Genomic DNA, 20459 nt, shown 5'->3' with positions numbered 1-20459 from the left:
ATTTATAATAAAATAATCTTAATGATTATCATATTTTCTGTCCATTACAAAATCTTCCATGAATTTTGTGGTGTAGTTTCCGGACAGATATCGTTCATCTTCCATCAACTGTCTGTGGAAAGGAATTGTGGTTTTTACACCTTCCACGTAGAACTCTTCCAAAGCACGTTTCATTTTAGCAATCGCCTCTTCACGGGTTTGCGCCGTAGTAATCAGTTTTGCAATCATTGAATCGTAGTTAGATGGAATGGTATAACCTGAATAAACGTGAGTATCCACTCTGATACCGTGTCCTCCCGGAATATTTAATCCAGTGATTTTTCCCGGTGAAGGTCTGAAATCTGCGTAAGGATCTTCAGCGTTGATTCTGCATTCGATAGAGTGCAGCTTCGGATAGTGGTTGATTCCTGAAATAGGAGTTCCTGCTGCCAAAAGAATCTGTTCTCTGATCAAATCGTAATCAATAACCTGCTCCGTGATCGGGTGCTCTACCTGAATTCTCGTATTCATTTCCATGAAATAGAAATTTCTGTGCTTGTCCACAAGGAATTCAATTGTTCCCACACCTTCGTAACCTATAAATTCTGCTGCTTTCACTGCTGCTTCACCCATTTTCTCACGAAGCTCGTCAGTCATGAATGGAGAAGGCGTTTCTTCGGTTAATTTCTGGTTTCTTCTCTGTACAGAACAGTCTCTTTCAGAAAGGTGACAGGCTTTACCAAACTGGTCACCTGCAACCTGAATTTCGATATGTCTTGGCTCTTCAATCAGTTTTTCCATATACATTCCTCCGTTCCCGAAGGCAGCCACAGCTTCCTGAATGGCAGATTCCCAGTGTTCTTTAAGGTCTTCTTCTTTCCATACAGCCCTCATCCCTTTACCACCACCACCGGCAGTAGCTTTGATCATTACGGGATAGCCTGTTTCCTTGGCGATTTTCACAGCGTGTTCGTAAGATTCTATCAAACCTTCAGAACCCGGTACGCAAGGTACGTTTGCCGCTTTCATGGTCGCTTTGGCATTGGCTTTGTCTCCCATTCTCTCGATCTGCTCAGGACTTGCACCAATAAATTTGATACCGTTTTTAGCGCAGATTCTTGAGAAGTTAGCATTTTCAGATAAGAAACCGTAACCCGGGTGAATGGCGTCTGCATTGGTAATCTCTGCAGCAGCAATAATGTTTGGGATTTTCAGGTAAGAATCTTTGCTCATTGCAGGGCCGATACAAACAGCCTCGTCAGCAAATCTTACATGAAGACTGTCTTTGTCGGCAGTAGAATATACCGCAACAGTTTTGATTCCCATTTCTTTACAAGTACGTAAAATACGCATTGCAATTTCGCCACGATTGGCAATTAATATTTTTTTGAACATCTTAATTTAATTTGAAATTTGAAAGTTTGAAATTTGAAATTGATTTTTTCTTCAATTATCAATCATCATTAATCAATTATAATTAAGATGGATCTACTAAGAATAAAGGTTGGTCGTATTCTACAGGAGTAGCATCGTCAACTAAAATTTTAACGATTTTACCGCTTACTTCAGACTCAATTTGGTTGAATAACTTCATTGCTTCAATTACGCAAACTACTTTTCCAACAGAAACTTCGTCGCCTACATTAGCAAAAACATCCTTATCCGGAGATGGTTTTCTGTAGAAAGTTCCGATCATTGGAGATTTGATAGTGATAAATTTGCTGTCGTCAGAAGCAGCTTCAGTTTTTTCAGGAGTTGCAGAAACCGCAGCAGGAGCGTGTCCCGGAACTTGTTGCTGTGGAGCCTGCTGATACATTTGCGGTTGAGCAACATAGCTTACCTCATTACCTCCAAGTGGTGTTTTAATGGTGATTTCGAAATCTTTGGTTTTATATTTTACTTCTGAAACTTCAGCTTTAGATACAAACTTGATAAGATTCTGTATGTCTTTAATGTCCATAAAAATTGATATTTGATTTGGGTCAAAGATACCAAAAAAACATAAAAAACAACAAAAAACCGCCAAATTTTATCAAAATCGGGCGGTTTTTGTATTAAAACGAGTGTTTTCGGGTGAAAACGGCTCTTAGTTTTCTTCAGTAGATGCTACTTCTTTTTCCATTACTACTTTACCTCTGTAGTAAAGTTTTCCTTCGTGCCAGTGAGCTCTGTGGTAAAGGTGCATCTCACCAGATGTTGCATCTTTAGCCAACTGAGGAACTACAGCTTTGTAATGAGTTCTTCTCTTATCTCTTCTTGTAGACGACTGTCTTCTCTTTGGATGTGCCATTTTGTAATAACTTTTTTTAGTGATGAGCGATGAGATTCATCATCTCATCATTAAATTATTTAATTTTTATTTTTTAAATTTTTCAGAGCATCCCATCTCGGGTCACTCTCGTGTTCTTTGTCTTCTACACTGTCTTTCGGGCTGAACTTCTCCAGAATTTCCAGATCTTCATCACTTACATTGGGTGATACTTTTTTCATTGGTATTGCGAGTGCTACGTTTTCATAGATCAATTGCGAAATATTAAAAGCGTGATCATTTGCAGGAATCGTGATTACATCTTCTTCGCTGTCATCATATTCTTCTCCAAATTTCACCAGAATACCGATCTGATTTTCTACAGGATGTGTAAAATTTTCGTTTGTAATGTCACAAACCAATTCTACTGTACCTTCAGTTTTAATTTCAAATTCTAAAAAAGTAGTGTGTTTATCAAGCAAAACATCCACTTCAATCTTGGGATTTGTAAACTCCTGTTCAGTGTCAAATAATTGAAAGAACTCCTTATCTATATCAAATTTAAACTCGTGCTTGCCGGTTTTCAGTCCGGAAAAGCTTACATCATAGTTTCTTAACTTGTCCATAAAATGAGTGTGCAAAAATATGCAATTTTTTTAATATTACAAATAATTTTCATAACAAATTAATTTTTATTCTTTTGCAGAATCTATAAATCGTTTCCTACAGGCAAATCTTCATCAATTCCGTTATCAGACGGCATTCTTTTAGGTTTAAGACGGTTTTCCATTAAATCTTTATGGTCTGCACGGTGATTGAAAATTTTGATAGCTGTGAAAATCGCTTCGCTGAAACTATGCTCATCAGCCACATTTTTCCCCGCGATATCGTATGCCGTTCCATGATCGGGAGAAGTTCTGATGAAAGGCAATCCTGCGGTATAATTTACACCTTCCTCGTATGCAATTGTTTTAAACGGAGCAAGCCCCTGATCGTGGTACATCGCCAAAACGGCATCAAAACTTCTGTATTTTTCAGGCTGGAAAAAGCTGTCGGCGGGATAAGGGCCAAATGCCAGAATTCCGTTGTCTGAAAGTTCTTTTATGGCTGGGGAAATAATTTCAATTTCTTCGGTACCGATCACGCCTCCGTCACCGGAATGTGGATTTAAACCTAAAACTGCAATTTTCGGTCTTGTAACCGCAAAATCTTCGATAAGGGTTTGGTTCAGTGCTTTGATTTGTTTTTTTATTTTTTCCTTTGAAATATTTTCAGCAACCTGAGAAATAGGAATGTGGTGTGTGGAAACTGCTACTTTCAAATCTTCAGTTACCAGAAACATCAGCCCTTTTTTATTGAATTTTTCTTCAAAATAACCTGTATGACCTGCATGTTTGAATCCCATCTTCACCATCTCGTCTTTGTTGATCGGTGCAGTTACCAAAACGTCAATTTCGCCCTTCATTAACGCTTCTGTAGCTGCTTCAAGAGAATCTATTGCCATTTTCGTAGATTCTTCCGTAGGTTTTCCGAGTTCTACATTGGAATTGTCTTTCACAAGATTCACCATATTCAGCTTTCCGGCCTGAGCCTGAGAGGCTTCTGTGATGTAGTTGAAATTTAAATTTAATTTAAAAATATTCTTCTGATAAGTGAAAAGCTTCCCCGAACCAAAAATAATTGGCGTAAAAAAGTCTGTGATGGTTTTGTCTTTCAGAGATTTCATGATGATTTCCGGCCCGATACCGTTAAAATCACCTATTGAAATTCCTACTCGCACTTTATGGTTTTGTGGGGTCATTTTGATTATCTTTGAAGATTATAATTTTACAAATTTAGCAAAAAATAATATGTTCACAGGAATTATTGAAGCAGTAGGCGTTGTAGAGAAAATAGAAAGGAACGGCGGCAATATTGATTTTACATTATCTTGTCCTTTTACTCACGAATTGAAAATCGACCAAAGCCTTGCGCATAACGGATGTTGTCTCACGGTAGTGAAAACAGAAGGTGAAAAATATGTGGTTACTGCTATTAATGAAACTTTAGAAAAAACAAATTTAGGAATGTGGGAAGTGGGCTCTGTGGTTAATCTGGAGCGCTGTACGGTGATGAATGGCCGTCTAGACGGGCATATTGTGCAGGGACATGTGGATAAAACGGGCGAAATTACCGGAATTGAAAACAAGGATGGCAGTTATTTTGTTACAGTAAGATATAATTCAGAAGGTAACTTTGTTACTGTGCCTCAGGGATCAATCACTTTAAACGGAATCAGTTTAACGGTTGCAAAAAGCGATGATCTCGAATTTTCGGTGGCTATTATCCCATACACATGGGAATTTACCAATATGAATTCTTTAAAAACAGGTGATAAAGTCAATCTGGAATTTGATATTATAGGTAAATATATAGCTAAACTTCTACAAAAGAATGCCATTAAATAAGTACAAAGGATACAGCCTCAGGAACCGGTTTTTCTTCGGATTTCTTTTTGTCTGTCTTCTCAGCGTTGCAGCATCGTCTCTGGTGCCTTACTTTGTTTTGCGGAATAATGCTTTGAAGCAAAGCCGTACAGATATGCAGAATAAGACCAATACCGTAATGGCTTATTTTGACTATGCACTGAGTCTGGAAAATGTAAATACCGATGATCTAAAACGGGTTTTAGGTAACAGAACTTTTGAAATTGCGGATATCAATAAACATGATGTAATTATTTACGATTTAAAAGGAAATTATCTTCTTTCCAGCCGTGATTCAAGTCTTGTGGAGCAGAAAAAAATTCCTTTGGCTATCGTCAATAAGATGCTGGCTGATAAAACAAGATATGATGTTCGGGGTTATGATGCAGGAAAAGATGCTGTCTACACCTCTTCTTATCTGCTGTTAAACAACAATAATCTGCAGCCGGTCGGGATCATGTATATTCCTTTGTATCACAATGAATCTGCTTATCTTGATGTTCTGCATCAGTTTTTACTGTACATGGTAATCGTAGATTTAATCCTGATTGTTTTCAGCATCTGGTTCAGCTGGGTGATGTCTAATAATCTTGCGAAAAACATCACCAAATTTACAGATATGATTACGCGCATCACCTTGTTTGAGAACGAAATGCGTCCAATCAAATACTACAAAAATGATGAGCTTAATGCCTTGGCAAAAGCTTACAATCGGATGATTCTACAGATTCAGGATCAGAAAGAGCGGCTTAGATTTAAGGCATCTGAAGAAGCGTGGAGGGAGATGGCAAAACAGGTGGCACATGAGGTTAAAAATCCTTTAACACCAATGAAGCTGACTATTCAGAATTTTGAAAGGAAATTTGACCCACAAGATCCAAATATTACAGAAAAAGTAAAGCAGCTCAGCAAAACAATGGTCGATCAGATCGACGTAATCGCAACTGTCGCTTCAGCATTTTCGGAATTTGCCAAGCTTCCGGAGAAAAATAATGAGGTCATCAACCTTAACTCTGAAATCAACGATATACTAGGCGTCTTCAATGATGATCTTATTTATCTGCACGCCAATAAAAATAATATTATGATTAATATGGACAGGGTTTACCTTTCCAGAATCATTACCAATCTCGTTACGAATGCCACGCAGGCAAGAAGTGATGAGCGGGAAATGATGATTAATATTGATATTGAGCAATACCAGCGCCGTGTGGTTATTTCGGTACAGGATAACGGGGTAGGAATTAGTCCTGCAATGTTTGAAAAAATATTTGAGCCAAATTTTACTTCAAAAAACAGCGGTATGGGTCTTGGACTAGCGATGGTGAGAAAAATGATTGAAGATTATAAAGGAGAAATCACCGTAAAATCTGAAGTCGGAAAAGGCGCAACATTCATTATTACTTTACCTACCAATCTTTAGTGAAACCCTTTCGTTTTAAACTTTTTAAAATTCAACAGTCAGAAGACGTATTCCGTGTGGGGACAGACGGTGTTTTGCTGGGCGCTTTGGCCGATGTAGAGTGTGCTTCAAAAGTATTGGAAGTTGGGACAGGAACGGGCTTGGTTTCGTTAATGTTGGCTCAACGAAATTCACGGGCAGAATTTCTAGGTATTGACATTAATGCAGAAGCTGTTCATCTCACTCAGGTTAATTTTAAAAACTCTCCCTTTCATTCAAGATTAAAAAATATTCATCAGGATTTAAAAAGTTTTGAAAGCGAAGATAAATTTGATTTAATTGTCTCAAATCCTCCTTATTTTGAAGAATCTGATTCTCAAAAAGACAAAATTGCACGACAGACTGTAGAACTAAATTTCGATCAGTTAATTTCAAAATCACGAGAACTGCTTTCGGAAAATGGTATTTTTTCAGTCATAATTCCGGCTGAAACTGGAGATTATTTTGTTGAAATTTCTCAAGAAAATAATCTATTCCTAAACCGAAAAATCAACATCAAGGGAATAGAAAATTCTAAAACAAAAAGATTGATTCTTGAATTTTCTTTAAATCAAACTGAATTTGTGGAATCAGATTTTGTGATAGAAAAAAGTCCGAGAAAATACTCGGACCAATATCTTGAACTCACAAAAGAGTTTCATGTTTTTAAGAATAAATAATTTCTTATTCGAATAATTCTGCGGTATCCAGCACAGAAACTTTTCCGTCTTCACATCTGATTGCTTCTCCAGGGAAGTTCTGAATCATGTGATAGTCATGTGTTGCCATTACAACAGCAGCGTGATTGTCTTCAGCTACCTTTTTCAGGAGCGTCATGATTTCGTTCGATGTTTCAGGATCTAAATTTCCTGTTGGCTCATCTGCTAAAATCAGGTCAGGGTGATTCAAAAGAGCTCTGGCAATCGCAACACGCTGTTGTTCTCCACCGGAAAGCTCGTGAGGCATTTTGTGCTTTTTACTCTTCATATTTACGCTGTTCAATACTTCGTTGATGCGTTCGTCCATTTTTGCTTTATCACTCCAGCCGGTAGCTTCGAGTACGAATTTCAGGTTTTTTTCAACTGTTCTGTCAGACAGCAGCTGGAAATCCTGAAATACAATTCCCAGTTTTCTTCTCAGATTGGGAATTTCTGAAGCTCTGAGTTTTGCAAGATCAAATCCTACAACGGCACCATGGCCGCCTACCAAAGGGATGTGCCCATAAAGCGTCTTCAGCAAAGAGCTTTTTCCCGAACCTGTTTTTCCGATAAGGTAGCAGAATCTTCCTTTTTTAATATTTAAATTTACATCAGATAAAACCGTAAAGTTCTTCTGCGCAATCTTTGCGTGCTGCAGATTGATGATGTCTTCTCCCGTTATGTTGCTATGTGGCATGTTTCAGTTTTGAGATTTTAAAAATAATAAAAAGAAATTTTACTTTGCAGAATTTTAGTAAAATTTAACAACAAAAAATGCCTGAAAAGATAATTTTCAAGCATGTTTTGTATATGATAATAAAGAATTATCTCTTAGCGCGTGCAGCACTTACAGTTAAACTCTTTCTGCCCTTAGCTCTTCTCGCAGCCAAAACTCTTCTACCGTTTGGCGTAGACATTCTTTCTCTGAAACCGTGTTTGTTTCTTTTCTTTCTTTCTGATGGCTGGAATGTTCTTTTACTCATTACTATATGTTTAAAGCGTAATTATCTATTATTTTTCAGGTTGCAAAGATATATAAATTTTTATATCTAACAAACTAATGTGCTTTTTTTTTTGAAATATTTAATATGAAAAATTCCTCGTTTTTAAGATCAGACAAACCCAAAAATCTGCATTTTATTATATTTGCCACAGATTATAAACTTTTTTAAAAATTTCAACACAATGATCAGAAGAATTGCTTTTTTAATTTTGGCTTTTCACTCTGTCTGTTTTTCAGCTCAGACAGAAAATGAGAATGAGTACAAAGACAGTATTTATATCAATGAGGTGGAAGACAGCCATAAACCGTTTAAAGTGTTACACGCGGAGCCGCTCTACATCGACCTTATTCGTGATTTAGGGGCAAGAAAAGGGGAGCGGGAGTGGAATTTGGGATTCGGTCTTATCGACAACAATAAATTTGATAAATACGAAGCTTTGGTAGAGTATGAGTGGGCACCCATCAACCGTCTGGGTCTTGAGGTGGAATTGCCGTTCAGTATCTATTCTTCGGCAGACAGCCCAGGCACAAAACTTAATGGTCTCAAACTGGCCGCACAGTATACTTTTCTTGTTTCAGAAGCTTCCAGTACAAGTATGGCGGTGGGTTATATTCATGAATTCGAGATGACTGAATTTAAAAATTACGGAAAAGGAAAGTTTTTCACTGGAAATATTTTTAATCCGTTTTTCGTTGCTGCAAAACGCTGGGGGAATAATTTCCATACGCTTCTATACACGGGTCCCGTTGTGCATCAGAGTTTTGAAAGTTCGCCGTCACATACATCGTGGGAAATTAATTCAAATTTTCATTACATGATTGCCGGTACCCGAAATTTTATTGGTGTGGAATTCAATAAATCTATACATAACGGTGATTTTGATATGACCATCAGACCGCAGATGCGGGTAGGTATTACAGACAACACGATGGTGGGAATCGTTACGGGCATTCCGCTTAACCGCGAAGATCAGAGATTCAGCTCATTTCTCAGGTTGATTTATGAACCAAAACACAAAACCACCGGAAGTTAATTGACAAATTAAACATATCTTTGGAAACTCAAATTTTTAGAAAATGTTTACACCTGCAGAGCTTTTAGAAATCAAAAATCTTTTAACCCCTGAAAACAAAATCGTTATTCTTACCCATTACAATCCGGATGGTGACGCAATCGGTTCAAGTTTAGGGCTGAAGCATTACCTTGCTGCGAAAGGAATTTCTGCTGAGGTTGTGGTACCAAACGATTTTCCTAAATTTCTAAAGTGGATGCCCGATGCTAAGAAAAATGTTATCGCCGAGTATAAAAGGAAAGCAGCGGCAGATTTGGTTTTTGAGGCTGATGTAATTTTTTGTCTTGATTTCAATTCTCCTTCAAGAATCGGTATTTTGGGCGATTGGCTGACGAAAGCGACGGCTAAAAAGATTCTGATTGATCATCATCAGCAACCGGAAAATTTTGATTTTGTATATTCAGATACCATTATTCCTGCAACCTGCCAGATGATTTATCATTTTATTGAGGCGATGGGTGATGAAAATCTGGTGAATAAAGAAGTTGCCGATTGTCTTTATACTGGAATAATGACTGATACAGGAGGTTTCAGATTTCGCTCTACAAGTGCGACGACGCATAGAATTGTTGCGAATTTAATTGAAAAAGGAGCAGATCCTGCGTTGATCACTTCAAATACGTGGGATACGAATACGATTACACGTCTGCAGCTTTTGGCTTTAATTTTAGGAAGAATTGAAGTGGTAAATGATACCGTTGCCGTTTTGTATCTCACAAGAAATGAGTTGAAAGAATATGGCTTCCAGAAAGGTGATACCGAAGGTTTTGTAAATTACGGACTCAGTATTCTCGGTGTAAAAATGGCAGCATTTTTCATGGAAGATCTGTATGAAGATTTCATTAAAATTTCTTTCCGAAGTAAAGATGCAATTGATGTGAATCAGTTTTCGAGAAAATATTTCAATGGTGGCGGGCACATCAATGCAGCCGGAGGTAAATCTCTTCAAACCTTGCAGGATACGATTGAAACTTTCAAAGAAAGAGTGGGAGAGGAAGGTTTTTAATACAAAACCTAATTATTTAAATCAATTAAAAATTTGTTGAAATAAAAGAAGGTGTCGCTCCTACAGAGCTTCGCTGGAATTGATTTTATTTAGCTACAAGTTTTTTCGTTCTCCGGAGAAAGGTGGGTTTTTAACCTCAACCTTAACCTCAACCTAAATCTTCCTATACCCCTTTTCTTCCAGCTCTTTACATGTATATTCATACACCTCTTCAAACATGATATCAAGAGATTTTTTATTGAAAAGACTAAACTTCGTCATCTTCGGAGGGTCTAAAAATATGTCGCATGAATTCACTTTAGCATACACCGATTTGGCGATGGCGAGGTGTAAAATTCTGTCGAATTCTTTCATTAAACTCATGTTTTCAAGACTGTCGTAGCTGATAGAATTGACGTGGGAGGCTATTAGAAAATCACATTTATCAACGATGGGTTCAATCGGTAAATTATCCAAAACACCTCCATCCACGTAGATTCTGTCGTTCATTTTCACGGGAGGAAGTACAAAGGGAACGCTTGAGGAGGCCAGCAAAGGTCCGAAAAGTTCACCTTCAGAAAAAAAGTCTACAATGCCGTGCGTAAGTTCTGTGGTGGCAACATAGACAGGGATTTTTAAAATTTTAAAATCATCTTCAGGAAAATAATCGGTGAAAAGTTTAAGGATAAAATTTGAACTGAAAATTCCGTTTTTGGAAAGTCTTAAGAATGACCGTGAAAAAAAAGTGGTTTTTCTTACAATTTCCATCATTTCGTCCGGAGTTTTGCCGTAGGAGTAAAACGCTGCGATGATAGAGCCGGCGCTGGTTCCTGAAATAATATCCGGTTTCAGATTGTATTCTTCAAGTGCTTTCAGGACGGCGATGTGGGCAATTCCGCGCATTCCTCCGCCGGATAAAGTAAGACCGATAACCGGTTTCTTTTTTTTGATAGAAAAAAATCCCATGAATAAATTTAAGAGTAACTAAGATACAGATTTTTACGGTTCATCACATTCGGAATCAATTTTTGTAAATAAAGCATCAAATTCTTTATTCATCTTTTCATCGTGCGAAGGTCTTTTTACATCATCATTTGCGCAGTTTCCCCAGCCGAAAGTGATTAGATCTGCAATGGCAAAATCTTTCCAGTCTATAGATTGCGAATTTCTTTCAAAGTCAGCCATGACCTTCTGCGGATTTCCATTTCTTTTACTCATCGTTTCACGAAGTTTCCGCCATTCCGCCATGATTTCTTCGTTGGAACCATTTAGGGCTTTGGCAAAGTTCTGACAGTTTTTTGTGAAAAAATTATTCAAAAGAACTGAAGGGTTGCTGTATGCTGTAATCTGAAGTTTGTTTTTTTCGTAATCCTGTTTCAGCTCTGCGAGATGTGCTTTTTTGATGTTTTGCCAGTAAGGTGTATTGACAACAATTAAATTTTCAAGTGCGATCTTATTTTTAGAATAATCTGAATCTAATTTCGCCAAAATCAGATCTTTTTCACGTCTTACTTTATAAAGATCATCCGGTTTGAATACCGAAGGTGTGCTGACATCAAAAGCGGTGCTGTTAAACCACAGTTGGTAAGTGCCTTCAATTTCTTTTCGTGAATATGTATTGGAATCAAAATATCCTTTGTTGGTACAGAGTTCTGTCACAAAATCAAATGTCTCAATTTTTGCTTCATTACTGCTTGCTGAATCATGTTCTTTGGAAGCCATGACAGTTGAATCCTTCTGTGCAGTCTTGCTTGCTGAAGAATTCTGTGTTGATGAAACCTCTTTTTTGCAGGCAGTAAAAAACAGTGCAACTGCAATAGTCAAAACAGTTAATCTCATAAAACTAAATTTTTAGGCAAATGATGAAGCAGTTCTGTATTGATAATTTCGGCACATATTGATGGTTTTTCCCAATGGCCGTTGTGTCCGCAGTCAAGGATGTATGATTTTATATTGGTTCGGTCCGGAAGATTTTTAAGTAATGCTTCTGTTTTTACGGCGTTGTCGTGTTTTCCGGCGAGAATTAGGATTTTGATATCTGAATTTTCAAGAATATGTTTTTTATCGGTTCTTGCCACCATACCTTTCACAGAAGCCAGAGCTCCGAGGTTGTTGGTGGAAAGTGCAATCTCTAAAGCGGTTTCTATTTTGCCTTCTAAAACATCTCGTTCATTTGGGTTGAAAAGATTGGGGATTCCGGCTCTTGCGTAATGTGGAAAGGCATCTTTGATGATTCTGTAGCTTTTAATACGCTGTTCTTTTTTTTCTGCATCGTCCTCCAGAAATGTTGAGAAAAACAAGGTCAAAGTTTTTAATTTTTCAGCAAATTTTTCAGCAAAAGCAAGAGAAATGTAGCCTCCCATCGAATGACCAAGCAAATGGATCTTACCTAAATTTTGATCTTCCAATACCTTATTCACTTCTTCTGCCATCATTTCCATGGTCTGAACTTCATCAAGAATCTCAGATTTTCCATGACCCGGAAGATCGATTTTTAAAAGAGAAAATTGGTCTGATAACGATGTTTCCATTTCATTCCAAATGGTTGTGTTTTCCATGAAACCGTGGAGAAGAACCAAAGTTTCTTTTCCGTTCCCTGTTTTTTCGAAGTGCAGCATAGTGTTTAATTTATCTCATTTTAGCATCAAAACTTAAACCGTTTATGTGTTTACGCAGTCGGTGCTTTCATTGATCAGTTTCTCAAAATTAAATAAAAAAACCGCAATGCAAAGGGCATTACGGCAGAATAATATTTAGAATTTTTTAATTATGAATCTCATCATAGACTTTCTTTTCCCAGGATTTCATGTTTGAAATTCCGTAACGGTACTTTTGAGTTGAAGATACATTATCCAGAATATCTACGAAGTTTTTATAATTAGCATCGTCTGTAGGCTCGATGATCACAGTGAAATTCTCCTTAGCCGGCGCATTTTTGTGTGCTGTGTCAATAAGGTTTCCGATGCTGGTGTCGCTGATCTCAGCTTCTTTCAGGTTGCCTGAATTCAATTTTCCGTCACTGCTCTGATGGTAGAAAACGCGGTTGTTTTTACCTAAAATAAAAGTAATCTGGTTCTTCTCATTGATTTCCGTTGTCTTTCCGTCAGTACTTTTTGCCGGCAATTTTACATCCATCGTATTGGGTTTGGTAAAATTGGTGGTAAACATAAAAAATGTAATTAAAAGAAAACCCAAATCAACCATTGGTGTCATATCAACTCTGATAGAAGTTTGTCTGGGTCTGCGTTTTCCGTGTTTTTCAGGTGTAATCACTTCAGCCATAATTTCAGATATTTAATGTTAATAAAAATGTGGAATATAGTAGAGCTGAATGCAAAGTTTATACCTAAATATTGTAATTTTTGTAGATTTATTAGTGAAATTAAATTTTTGTCTTATTATCTTTATTTTGTGATGAAAATTTTCTCGCTGAAAAGAGGTTTTCCACCATTCTCAATTTGTAACATATAAATTCCAGAACTGTAATCTGAAACATCAATAACAGTTTTTGAATCAGCACTTTTTTCAGACATTGTTTTTCTTCCGGAAATATCTGAGATTGTGATTAGTGATTTTTTTGGCAGGTTTTCAAGATGTAAAAAGTCTTTCACGGGATTTGGATAAACTGAAATTTTGCTTTTATCTGAAACCTCGGCTGTACTGAGAACTGTTGTTAATTTTACCATCCAAAAGTCCTTCCCGCCAAAACTTCCGGTTACCTGCCCGTTGTTGAAAGTGTGGGCTTCCCCCACAATTACAGCTCCGCCGTCGCTGGTTTGAATAATCTGCATTCCAAAATCTGTATTGTCACCACCAAGACACTTATGCCACATAACATTTCCTGTACTGTTAAGTTTTACAACATAAAAATCTATTGTACCATTATTACCCGATGGGATTCCGTTTGTTGCTGCAGAGTCTCCTGCGATGAGATAACCTCCGTCTGAAGTTTGAATAACTGATTTTGCAGCATCATAAGTCTGTCCTCCCAAAGATTTTTCCCATTGCAAATTTCCTGATTGATCCAACTTGATCAGCCAGGCATCACTTGGCCCAATGCTCCCTGAAATATGCCCGTTTACAGAAAATGTATTTCCCGCCACAATAAAACCATCATCTGAAGTAGGTTTTACTGAGTGTGCGAAATCATTTTGGGAGCCACCATATCTTTTTTCCCAAATAATGTTTCCTGTTGACGAGATTTTTACAATCCAAAAGTCACTAAAGCCAAAAGTTGGTGTAGAATAGTCTCCAATTGATGAACTGCTGTCTCCTGCTACGATATAACCGCCATCTTTGGTTTGCTTTATTTCTGTTGCTTTATCATTATTGTCTCCGCCTAAAGATTTCTGCCATAAAAGATTTCCCAGTGCGTCTGTTTTTACAATCCAATAGTCATTATCACCTTTAGGATTGGTAATGTCTCCCGAAACTGAATTAGAAGCCCCTGCAATAATATAGCCTCCGTCAGAGGTCTGGCAGATAGAGTTTGCCATATCATTACCACCTCCGCCGTAGGTTTTTTGCCATTGTAAATTTCCTGTGGAATCCAGTTTTATCACCCAGTAATCATTTGATCCCCGGTTGTATGTAATATGCCCATTATTTGAGCTGGTAAACCCGGCAACAATGTATCCACCGTCTGCAGTTGTTATTACAGATCTTGCCTGTTCGCTACCTGTTCCGCCGAATGATTTTTGCCACTGTAAATTTCCCGACCCATCAGTTTTTACTACCCAAAAATCATCATTTCCATGACTTACAGTTATATTTCCCTGAGTAGAATTTGTTGTGCCTGCTATAATGTAGCCTCCGTCGGGAGTTTGGGCTACAGAGTAGGCAGCATCGTTAAGAGAACCTCCGAAAGCCTTTTGCCACTGAATATTCGGAGCCTGACTTTTGGCTGTTAAGAAAAATAAAATGAATAAAAAAGTAGAGATTTTAAATTTCATACGCTTGAATTTGTGTTGATTACCAAATTTAGTAAATTTTTATTAATATGAAATTCGCCTTATATTTTCAGATTAGAAAACAAAAAACTCACGCCTTTCGACATGAGTTTCAATAAAATATTTAGAAAATATTACTTATTATTCTTATAAAAATTCACTCCGCATTCAAGGAATTTTTTAAAATCTTTTTTATCCATATATCCTGAAACCGGTGTGTTAATGACCTTTCCTTCAGGTGTAATCAAAACATAATGAGGTTGAGAATTGTTATTGAAATTCACGGATTGAAATAAACTCCATCTGTCTCCGATGGTTTTTACTTTTTTCACCTGTCCGTCTCCCATTTCAATCTTGGTTTTTTGATCTTCAGGAAGTTCTTCCTTGTCGTCCACATAAAGAGAAGCAAGCACAATATCGTTCTGAAGAATCGGTAAAATATCCGGTTCGCTCCATACGAATTCTTCCATTTTACGGCAGTTTTCACAACCATAACCTGTGAAGTCAATTAAAATTGGTTTGTTTTCTTTTTTTGCCAGTTCGATTGCGTTAAAGAAATCGTGTTCAGGATGCATTCCTAAAATTCCGTCTTTTTCGTCGTGGAAATAACTTACATTCAGAGGAGGCAAAATTCCGCTTAAAAGCTGAAGTTTTGGTCGCTCGGCAGGAATTAATCCCTGAATTAAATAAACTACAAACCCAATTCCTAAAACCCCAAGAATTTTTCTTCCAAGTGAAATTTTCGGTTTTTTATCATCATGTGGAAATCTTATTAAACCAAATAAATAGATTACCAAACCGATTGCGATGATGATCCAGATAGCAATGAACAATTCTCTTTTGATAAAGAATGTTTTTGAAACCAAATCTGCTTTTGAAAGGAATTTTAAGGCTAATGCCAGTTCAATAAATCCTAAGACAACTTTTACCGTATTCATCCATCCACCGGATTTTGGAAGACTTTGTAAAGCCTGAGGAAACAATGCCAAAAGACCAAACACAATCGCCCAAGCCAAACCGAAACCTGCCAAAGCAAAGGTAAGAACCGTAGGAATATCTACCGAATTGTCGCTTAAAATACTTCCCAAAATACTTCCCAAAATAGGTCCTGTACAGGAGAAAGAAACGATCACCAAGGTAAGAGCCATAAAGAAAATACCAATCATTCCGCCTACTTCCTCAGCTTTCGAAGATTTGTTGGCGATGGAACTTGGCAAAGTGATATCGTAGTACCCGAAAAAGCTTCCTGCAAAAAATATGAATACGACAAAGAATAAAATATTCAGCCAGACGTTGGTAGAAATTTCATTGAAAATATTTCCTGCAATTCCATCAATTAAATGAAATGGAACGCTTAATAAAACAAATATCAGTAAGATAAAAAATCCATAAACAAAAGCGTCTCTTTTCCCTTTTGCAGGATTTTTATTTCCTTTTGTAAAGAAAGATACCGTTAACGGAATCATTGGGAACACGCATGGTGTCAATAAAGCGATCAATCCACCGATGAAACCTAAAATTAAAATTTTCCAGTAATTTGTTTCCAGTTTGGTGCCGATTCCGCAGTCTGTTAAAGGTTTTGCGATATCGATTGATGGAATTTTCAGCTGTTTAGGATCAAGTTTTGAAGCAGCGGCAACAGTAGTTTTTGTTGCAGTCGCGTTTTCTTCTAAAGTGTCTACGACTGGACTTAAAGAGTCTTTTGCAACAGTTTTTTCATCAGTAACTACTTCCGTCGCTCCTTTTGGTGTAACTTTTTTGGTAAATTCTAATGTATTCGGAGCCAGACAAACCCTGTCATCACAAGTCTGATACATAATTTCAGCGACCACATCAGCCGGTTTCGTACCGTCTTTAAGTTTGAATTTTTGTTTAAATCCGGCAGCATCAGAGTAATACACGATCGTTCCGCCGAAAGCTTCAGAAAATTCTGAATGTTTCTTTCCGGTTTCAATAAATTTACCGATCAGCTCAATGTTTTTCCCTGAAACTTTGTACTCTGTCGGAATTCCCGTGTCTTCAGGAATGTCTCTTGAGTAAATATGCCAGCCTTTTTCAATGGTTCCGTTCAGTACAGCTTCGTACTCGTTGTTGCCAAGTTCGTTGATGGAAAATTTAAATTTTACAGGATCTTTAATCTGTGCGTTGATCGCTGTTGCAAGGAATAACAGCGTGAATAAAAACCAACTTCTGAATTTCATTTTTACTTCTGATTTTTTGAGAGAAAATATTTTGAAACAATTAAAACTGATAAGTTGCGTTTCGTGTTTCAATGCTTTTTAAGATGTCTGAAATTTAAATTTGTTAAAATTCTATTCGATATACATTAATCTTAAAATCCTGAACACTGAAGCAACTTACTGTTTCAAATCTTTCTCTTCTTTTTACTTATTATCGATTGTGAGAATATTTTTCGTATCCTCATTTGTGGCAAATCTTCTGTCCTGTCGAATTGGAATCACTCCCAAAACCGAATTTTCGGCATCGCAGAGCAGCCAGATTTTTTGCCTCGCTAAATTAGACAATTTTTCGTCCCTGAGAAACTTAGAAATCTTCTTTTTGCCCGAAAATCCCACAGGGAAAAATTCGTCGCCATCTTTTTGCTTTCTGAGTTTCAGAGGAAATTTTAATTTTTCAGCATCGAAGCTCCAACTGAATCTATTTGACAAGTCATTTTTGTTTTCAATTTTATCTTCGAGATTTAAAGTGAAATGGTTTTCAGTAAAGTCAAAATTTTCAATTAAAATCAATTCCTCTTTATTCTTGTTTTGATTTTCAACTGTTTTTTGGAGAATTAAATCGTTTCTGTGAATAGTAATCTGATGGGTTTTGGAGAAAAAAGAGCTTCCGTTTTCAGCTGAGAACATTTTAGCAATTTCTTCAGGTTTATTGAAACCATACTTTTTCAAAATCTCAAATTTCACAAAATCAGATTCTTTCGCCAGTTTTTCTTTGGATAAAATTTGATGATTTGGATTTGAAATAATGATTTTAGATTCAATTTCAGTGATTTTTTCCTCGACAAAATTTTTGGTTTGATTTAAATAATCTAAACTTTTACCGAAATTATGAAGAAAATGTTCGTTCGTTTCCAGCAATTTCGGAGTGATTTCATTTCGGATTCTGTTCCGTAAATAATCATTTTTCTGATTGGAAAGGTCTTCACGAAATTCAATTTTGTTTTTTTTCGCAAAATCATAGATTTCCTGTTTGCTAAAGTCTAAAAGTGGTCTCAGAATTTGATTTTCATTCGATGGAATTCCACTCAAACCTTTTACACCTGAAGCTTTTGAAAGATTGATAATAAATGTTTCAAGCTGGTCATTCAGATGATGCGCTGTTACCAGAAAGTCAATGTTTTCTTCTTTCTGGATTTTTCTTAAATAATTATACCTCAAATCCCTTGCCCAAAGCTGAACAGAGTTTTCTGGCTTCTGATTTTCCTCTGAAACTTTGTATAAATGAAATTTAATATTAAAATTTTTACAGAAGTCTTCTACAGTTTTCTGATCCAAATCTGAATCGTTTCCCCGAAGTTTATAATTGATGTGTGCAACTTCAAATGAAAGCTGCAAATCTCTGAAAATATGCGCCAGAACCATAGAATCGGAACCTCCGCTCACTGCTAAGAGATATTTTTTAGTTTTAAATTCCGGAATGAGGTTTAAAATTTTAGATTGCACCGATTTTAGGCTCAGCATTTGCAGAAAGTTTTGGCTTAACAAAGATAGCATTTACCATTTAATTGAATTTTTCTACCTTTGGAGCTATCTTAAAAATTAAAAAAAATTGGTTATGAAAATTTTTAAAATCTTAGCAGCTTCTGCTGTAGTTTTGGGAATGACTTCGTGTGTGAGTAAAAAACAGTACGAAGCTTTAAGTTCAAATTACAAGCAGTGTATCGAAAACATCGGAGAGAGACAAAGAGAAATTCAGGATCTGAAATCTCAAAATGCAAGCCTGTCTAGCGAAAACAATTTATTGAAAAGTCAGCATGATGCTTTGAAGTCTTCTTTGGATGCTTGTCTTTCAAATTCAGGTAAAAGTTCTGCAAATATTGACAAATTGGTGGGAGAAATCAATTCTTCAAATGCTTACATCAAGCAGCTGATCGCTTCAAATGCTAAAAACGACAGTTTAAATTTAGCTTTATCAAACAAACTGAAAAGATCTTTGGATAACGTAACTGATCAGGATGTTCAGGTGAAAGTTCTTAAAGGCGTGGTAATGATTTCATTATCAGACAAAATGTTGTACAAAACAGGGGATTACAACGTGTTGCCTGCAGCTCAGGAAGTTTTGGGTAAAGTGGCTAAAGTAATCAACGACTACGACAAATATTCTGTACTGATCGAAGGTAACACAGATAATGTGGCTCTGAATTCTTCAAGCTTACCGAGAGACAACTGGGATCTTTCTGCATTGAGAGGTACTTCAATTGCTAAAGTTCTGCAGACACAATTTGGTGTTGATCCTGCAAGAATCACGGCTGGTGGACGTTCTGAGTACAATCCTAAAGCGACCAATATGAGCGTTTCCGGAAGAGCTGAAAACAGAAGAACGGAAATTATCATCATGCCGAAGCTGGATGAGTTTATGAAACTGATGGATATTACTCCAAAAAAATAACTGCTTACAGCTTAAAAAAAATAAAAGATCTCGATTTTGTCGGGATCTTTTTTTAATTTAGTTAAACCACATTTTCTCTTTCAATCAAGCTGAAAATGTAATCGAGGAAATTTTGCAGGTTTGTGAACCCTTGTCTATTTTTTTTCATCACCTTTAATACAGTATTTTTACCTATATCATTGATGTGTCAAAAGTACAAGCCTTATTTTACATATACAATCCGTATTTTTACGGTATTTTAAATAAAAAAAATTTCGTAAAGAGATTTTAAGAACTTAGATTATTAAAATTTTAACATGAGTTATTTCGAAGAAAAACACCCTGAAATGGACAGGTATCTGGAAGATCACGCATCTCTGGAGCCTGAAATTCTGAAAAAACTGAGAAGAGAAACATATCAGAAGACCACACAGCCTCACATGATTTCCGGCTATCAGCAGGGAAGGCTTTTAAGCATTATCTCAAAAATGATCAATCCGAAAAATGTTCTGGAAATAGGAACTTTCACAGGCTACGCAACGTTGTGCTTAGCAGACGGACTTTCAGAAGGTGGAAAAATTACAACTTTAGACGTGAACGAAGATTTGGCCTATCTCCCGAAAAAGTATTTTGCTGAAAGTGAATTTTCGTCTCAAATCGATTTTAGAATTCAGGATGCCAAAGAATTTTTAAAAGAAACTGATGAGGTGTTTGACCTTGTTTTTATTGATGCCGATAAAGAAAATTACGCAGAATATTTCAGGCTGATAAAACCAAAAACAAAATCAGGATCTGTAGTTCTTTTTGATAATGTCTTGTGGTACGGAAAAGTTTTAGATGAAAATCCTAAGCAGAAATCTACCCAAATCATCAAAGAACTGAATGATTTGGTAGCGGAGGACGAAGATTTTGATAATCTTATTTTACCTTTGCGTGACGGAGTAAATTTTCTGAGAAGAAAATAATTTCAGAAAGAGAAATCCCGACCTTAAAATTTTAACCTTTCAATG

Annotated in this window: 21 protein-coding genes; 7 read left to right on the top strand and 14 right to left on the bottom strand. The window is 36.6% G+C overall.

Annotated features, from left to right (window positions below):
- Nucleotides 1-18: 18 nt before the first annotated feature.
- The 5 genes from accC to pdxA all read right to left on the bottom strand — a co-directional run bounded on the left by accC (nt 19) and on the right by pdxA (nt 4028).
- Nucleotides 19-1374 carry an acetyl-CoA carboxylase biotin carboxylase subunit gene (gene accC / locus NG809_RS07465; protein WP_262149417.1) on the bottom strand — a complete coding sequence of 452 codons (1356 nt, stop codon included), beginning with the start codon at nt 1372-1374 and terminating at the stop codon, nt 19-21.
- A gap of 82 nt (nt 1375-1456) precedes the next feature.
- Nucleotides 1457-1939 carry an acetyl-CoA carboxylase biotin carboxyl carrier protein gene (gene accB, locus NG809_RS07460; protein ID WP_262149415.1) on the bottom strand — a complete coding sequence of 161 codons (483 nt, stop codon included), beginning with the start codon at nt 1937-1939 and terminating at the stop codon, nt 1457-1459.
- A 126-nt stretch (nt 1940-2065) separates the two neighbouring features.
- Entirely contained in the window at nt 2066-2269 is a 204-nt protein-coding gene (rpmF, locus tag NG809_RS07455) for a 50S ribosomal protein L32 (protein WP_262149414.1), read from the bottom strand.
- A 59-nt stretch (nt 2270-2328) separates the two neighbouring features.
- Entirely contained in the window at nt 2329-2853 is a 525-nt protein-coding gene (locus tag NG809_RS07450) for a YceD family protein (RefSeq protein ID WP_262149412.1), read from the bottom strand.
- A gap of 83 nt (nt 2854-2936) precedes the next feature.
- The gene (gene pdxA / locus NG809_RS07445) at nt 2937-4028 is read right to left on the bottom strand and encodes a 4-hydroxythreonine-4-phosphate dehydrogenase PdxA (RefSeq protein WP_262149410.1); all 1092 of its coding nucleotides are present in this window, start codon (nt 4026-4028) and stop codon (nt 2937-2939) included.
- 49 nt (nt 4029-4077) lie between these two features.
- Between pdxA and NG809_RS07440 the strand changes: the two genes are divergently transcribed.
- The 3 genes from NG809_RS07440 to NG809_RS07430 are packed head-to-tail and all read left to right on the top strand — an operon-like array spanning nt 4078 to nt 6813.
- On the top strand, nt 4078-4674 hold the full coding sequence (locus tag NG809_RS07440; protein ID WP_262149408.1) for a riboflavin synthase: 597 nt from the start codon (nt 4078-4080) through the stop codon (nt 4672-4674).
- Nucleotides 4661-6115 carry a sensor histidine kinase gene (locus tag NG809_RS07435; protein ID WP_262149406.1) on the top strand — a complete coding sequence of 485 codons (1455 nt, stop codon included), beginning with the start codon at nt 4661-4663 and terminating at the stop codon, nt 6113-6115. The genes NG809_RS07440 and NG809_RS07435 overlap by 14 nt, the downstream gene beginning before the upstream one ends.
- Entirely contained in the window at nt 6115-6813 is a 699-nt protein-coding gene (locus tag NG809_RS07430) for a tRNA1(Val) (adenine(37)-N6)-methyltransferase (RefSeq protein WP_262149405.1), read from the top strand. The genes NG809_RS07435 and NG809_RS07430 overlap by 1 nt, the downstream gene beginning before the upstream one ends.
- A 4-nt stretch (nt 6814-6817) precedes the next feature.
- Here NG809_RS07430 and NG809_RS07425 read toward each other — a convergent pair whose 3' ends face one another.
- A complete protein-coding gene (locus NG809_RS07425) occupies nt 6818-7528 on the bottom strand; it encodes a cell division ATP-binding protein FtsE (RefSeq protein WP_056035682.1) in 711 nt (236 codons plus the stop codon).
- Between the two features lie 127 nt (nt 7529-7655).
- Nucleotides 7656-7814 (bottom strand): 50S ribosomal protein L34, encoded by a 159-nt coding sequence (gene rpmH, locus NG809_RS07420; RefSeq protein ID WP_034701860.1) that lies wholly within the window; start codon nt 7812-7814, stop codon nt 7656-7658.
- A 202-nt stretch (nt 7815-8016) separates the two neighbouring features.
- On the opposite strand from rpmH, the gene NG809_RS07415 reads away from it, so the two are divergent.
- Together NG809_RS07415 and NG809_RS07410 are read left to right on the top strand one after the other, a co-directional pair.
- Nucleotides 8017-8868, top strand: a complete 852-nt coding sequence (locus NG809_RS07415) for an HAEPLYID family protein (protein ID WP_262149400.1) — start codon at nt 8017-8019, stop codon at nt 8866-8868.
- Between the two features lie 43 nt (nt 8869-8911).
- Nucleotides 8912-9913, top strand: coding sequence for a DHH family phosphoesterase (locus NG809_RS07410; protein WP_262149398.1), 1002 nt, complete (start codon nt 8912-8914; stop codon nt 9911-9913).
- 153 nt (nt 9914-10066) lie between these two features.
- Here NG809_RS07410 and NG809_RS07405 read toward each other — a convergent pair whose 3' ends face one another.
- The 7 genes from NG809_RS07405 to tilS form a co-directional block, all read right to left on the bottom strand.
- Nucleotides 10067-10858, bottom strand: a complete 792-nt coding sequence (locus tag NG809_RS07405; protein ID WP_262149396.1) for a patatin-like phospholipase family protein — start codon at nt 10856-10858, stop codon at nt 10067-10069.
- Nucleotides 10859-10891: 33 nt separating this feature from the next.
- On the bottom strand, nt 10892-11731 hold the full coding sequence (locus tag NG809_RS07400; RefSeq protein WP_262149394.1) for a hypothetical protein: 840 nt from the start codon (nt 11729-11731) through the stop codon (nt 10892-10894).
- Complete coding sequence (locus NG809_RS07395) at nt 11728-12510, bottom strand: alpha/beta fold hydrolase (protein ID WP_262149392.1); 783 nt, start codon at nt 12508-12510, stop codon at nt 11728-11730. Before NG809_RS07395 ends, NG809_RS07400 begins: the two co-directional genes overlap by 4 nt.
- Before the next feature lie 145 nt (nt 12511-12655).
- Nucleotides 12656-13174: an ExbD/TolR family protein gene (locus NG809_RS07390; protein WP_262149390.1), complete on the bottom strand. Its 519-nt coding sequence runs from the start codon at nt 13172-13174 to the stop codon at nt 12656-12658.
- Between the two features lie 122 nt (nt 13175-13296).
- Nucleotides 13297-14844 (bottom strand): T9SS type A sorting domain-containing protein, encoded by a 1548-nt coding sequence (locus NG809_RS07385; protein WP_262149388.1) that lies wholly within the window; start codon nt 14842-14844, stop codon nt 13297-13299.
- 131 nt (nt 14845-14975) lie between these two features.
- Nucleotides 14976-17042, bottom strand: coding sequence for a protein-disulfide reductase DsbD family protein (locus NG809_RS07380; protein WP_262149387.1), 2067 nt, complete (start codon nt 17040-17042; stop codon nt 14976-14978).
- 183 nt (nt 17043-17225) lie between these two features.
- Nucleotides 17226-18542, bottom strand: a complete 1317-nt coding sequence (tilS, locus tag NG809_RS07375) for a tRNA lysidine(34) synthetase TilS (protein WP_262149385.1) — start codon at nt 18540-18542, stop codon at nt 17226-17228.
- Between the two features lie 94 nt (nt 18543-18636).
- Between tilS and NG809_RS07370 the strand changes: the two genes are divergently transcribed.
- A complete protein-coding gene (locus tag NG809_RS07370; protein ID WP_056035709.1) occupies nt 18637-19470 on the top strand; it encodes an OmpA family protein in 834 nt (277 codons plus the stop codon).
- 296 nt (nt 19471-19766) lie between these two features.
- Complete coding sequence (locus tag NG809_RS07365; protein ID WP_262149382.1) at nt 19767-20414, top strand: O-methyltransferase; 648 nt, start codon at nt 19767-19769, stop codon at nt 20412-20414.
- The last annotated feature ends 45 nt before the right edge of the window (nt 20415-20459 follow it).

The sequence above is a fragment of the Chryseobacterium foetidum genome, assembly GCF_025457425.1.
Taxonomy (GTDB): Bacteria; Bacteroidota; Bacteroidia; order Flavobacteriales; family Weeksellaceae; genus Chryseobacterium; species Chryseobacterium foetidum.
The sequence above is the reverse complement of the archived record's forward strand: the minus strand, read 5'-3'. Positions and strand labels throughout refer to the sequence as shown.

Excerpts from the sequence above, each read along its gene's own strand:
- accC (WP_262149417.1), bottom strand. The coding sequence starts at position 1,374 with ATGTTCAAAAAAATATTAATTGCCAATCGTGGCGAAATTGCAATGCGT.
- accB (WP_262149415.1), bottom strand. The coding sequence starts at position 1,939 with ATGGACATTAAAGACATACAGAATCTTATCAAGTTTGTATCTAAAGCT.
- rpmF (WP_262149414.1), bottom strand. The coding sequence starts at position 2,269 with ATGGCACATCCAAAGAGAAGACAGTCGTCTACAAGAAGAGATAAGAGA.
- NG809_RS07450 (WP_262149412.1), bottom strand. The coding sequence starts at position 2,853 with ATGGACAAGTTAAGAAACTATGATGTAAGCTTTTCCGGACTGAAAACC.
- pdxA (WP_262149410.1), bottom strand. The coding sequence starts at position 4,028 with ATGACCCCACAAAACCATAAAGTGCGAGTAGGAATTTCAATAGGTGAT.
- NG809_RS07440 (WP_262149408.1), top strand. The coding sequence starts at position 4,078 with ATGTTCACAGGAATTATTGAAGCAGTAGGCGTTGTAGAGAAAATAGAA.
- NG809_RS07435 (WP_262149406.1), top strand. The coding sequence starts at position 4,661 with ATGCCATTAAATAAGTACAAAGGATACAGCCTCAGGAACCGGTTTTTC.
- NG809_RS07425 (WP_056035682.1), bottom strand. The coding sequence starts at position 7,528 with ATGCCACATAGCAACATAACGGGAGAAGACATCATCAATCTGCAGCAC.
- rpmH (WP_034701860.1), bottom strand. The coding sequence starts at position 7,814 with ATGAGTAAAAGAACATTCCAGCCATCAGAAAGAAAGAAAAGAAACAAA.
- NG809_RS07415 (WP_262149400.1), top strand. The coding sequence starts at position 8,017 with ATGATCAGAAGAATTGCTTTTTTAATTTTGGCTTTTCACTCTGTCTGT.
- NG809_RS07410 (WP_262149398.1), top strand. The coding sequence starts at position 8,912 with ATGTTTACACCTGCAGAGCTTTTAGAAATCAAAAATCTTTTAACCCCT.
- NG809_RS07405 (WP_262149396.1), bottom strand. The coding sequence starts at position 10,858 with ATGGGATTTTTTTCTATCAAAAAAAAGAAACCGGTTATCGGTCTTACT.
- NG809_RS07400 (WP_262149394.1), bottom strand. The coding sequence starts at position 11,731 with ATGAGATTAACTGTTTTGACTATTGCAGTTGCACTGTTTTTTACTGCC.
- NG809_RS07395 (WP_262149392.1), bottom strand. The coding sequence starts at position 12,510 with ATGCTGCACTTCGAAAAAACAGGGAACGGAAAAGAAACTTTGGTTCTT.
- NG809_RS07390 (WP_262149390.1), bottom strand. The coding sequence starts at position 13,174 with ATGGCTGAAGTGATTACACCTGAAAAACACGGAAAACGCAGACCCAGA.
- NG809_RS07385 (WP_262149388.1), bottom strand. The coding sequence starts at position 14,844 with ATGAAATTTAAAATCTCTACTTTTTTATTCATTTTATTTTTCTTAACA.
- NG809_RS07380 (WP_262149387.1), bottom strand. The coding sequence starts at position 17,042 with ATGAAATTCAGAAGTTGGTTTTTATTCACGCTGTTATTCCTTGCAACA.
- tilS (WP_262149385.1), bottom strand. The coding sequence starts at position 18,542 with ATGCTGAGCCTAAAATCGGTGCAATCTAAAATTTTAAACCTCATTCCG.
- NG809_RS07370 (WP_056035709.1), top strand. The coding sequence starts at position 18,637 with ATGAAAATTTTTAAAATCTTAGCAGCTTCTGCTGTAGTTTTGGGAATG.
- NG809_RS07365 (WP_262149382.1), top strand. The coding sequence starts at position 19,767 with ATGAGTTATTTCGAAGAAAAACACCCTGAAATGGACAGGTATCTGGAA.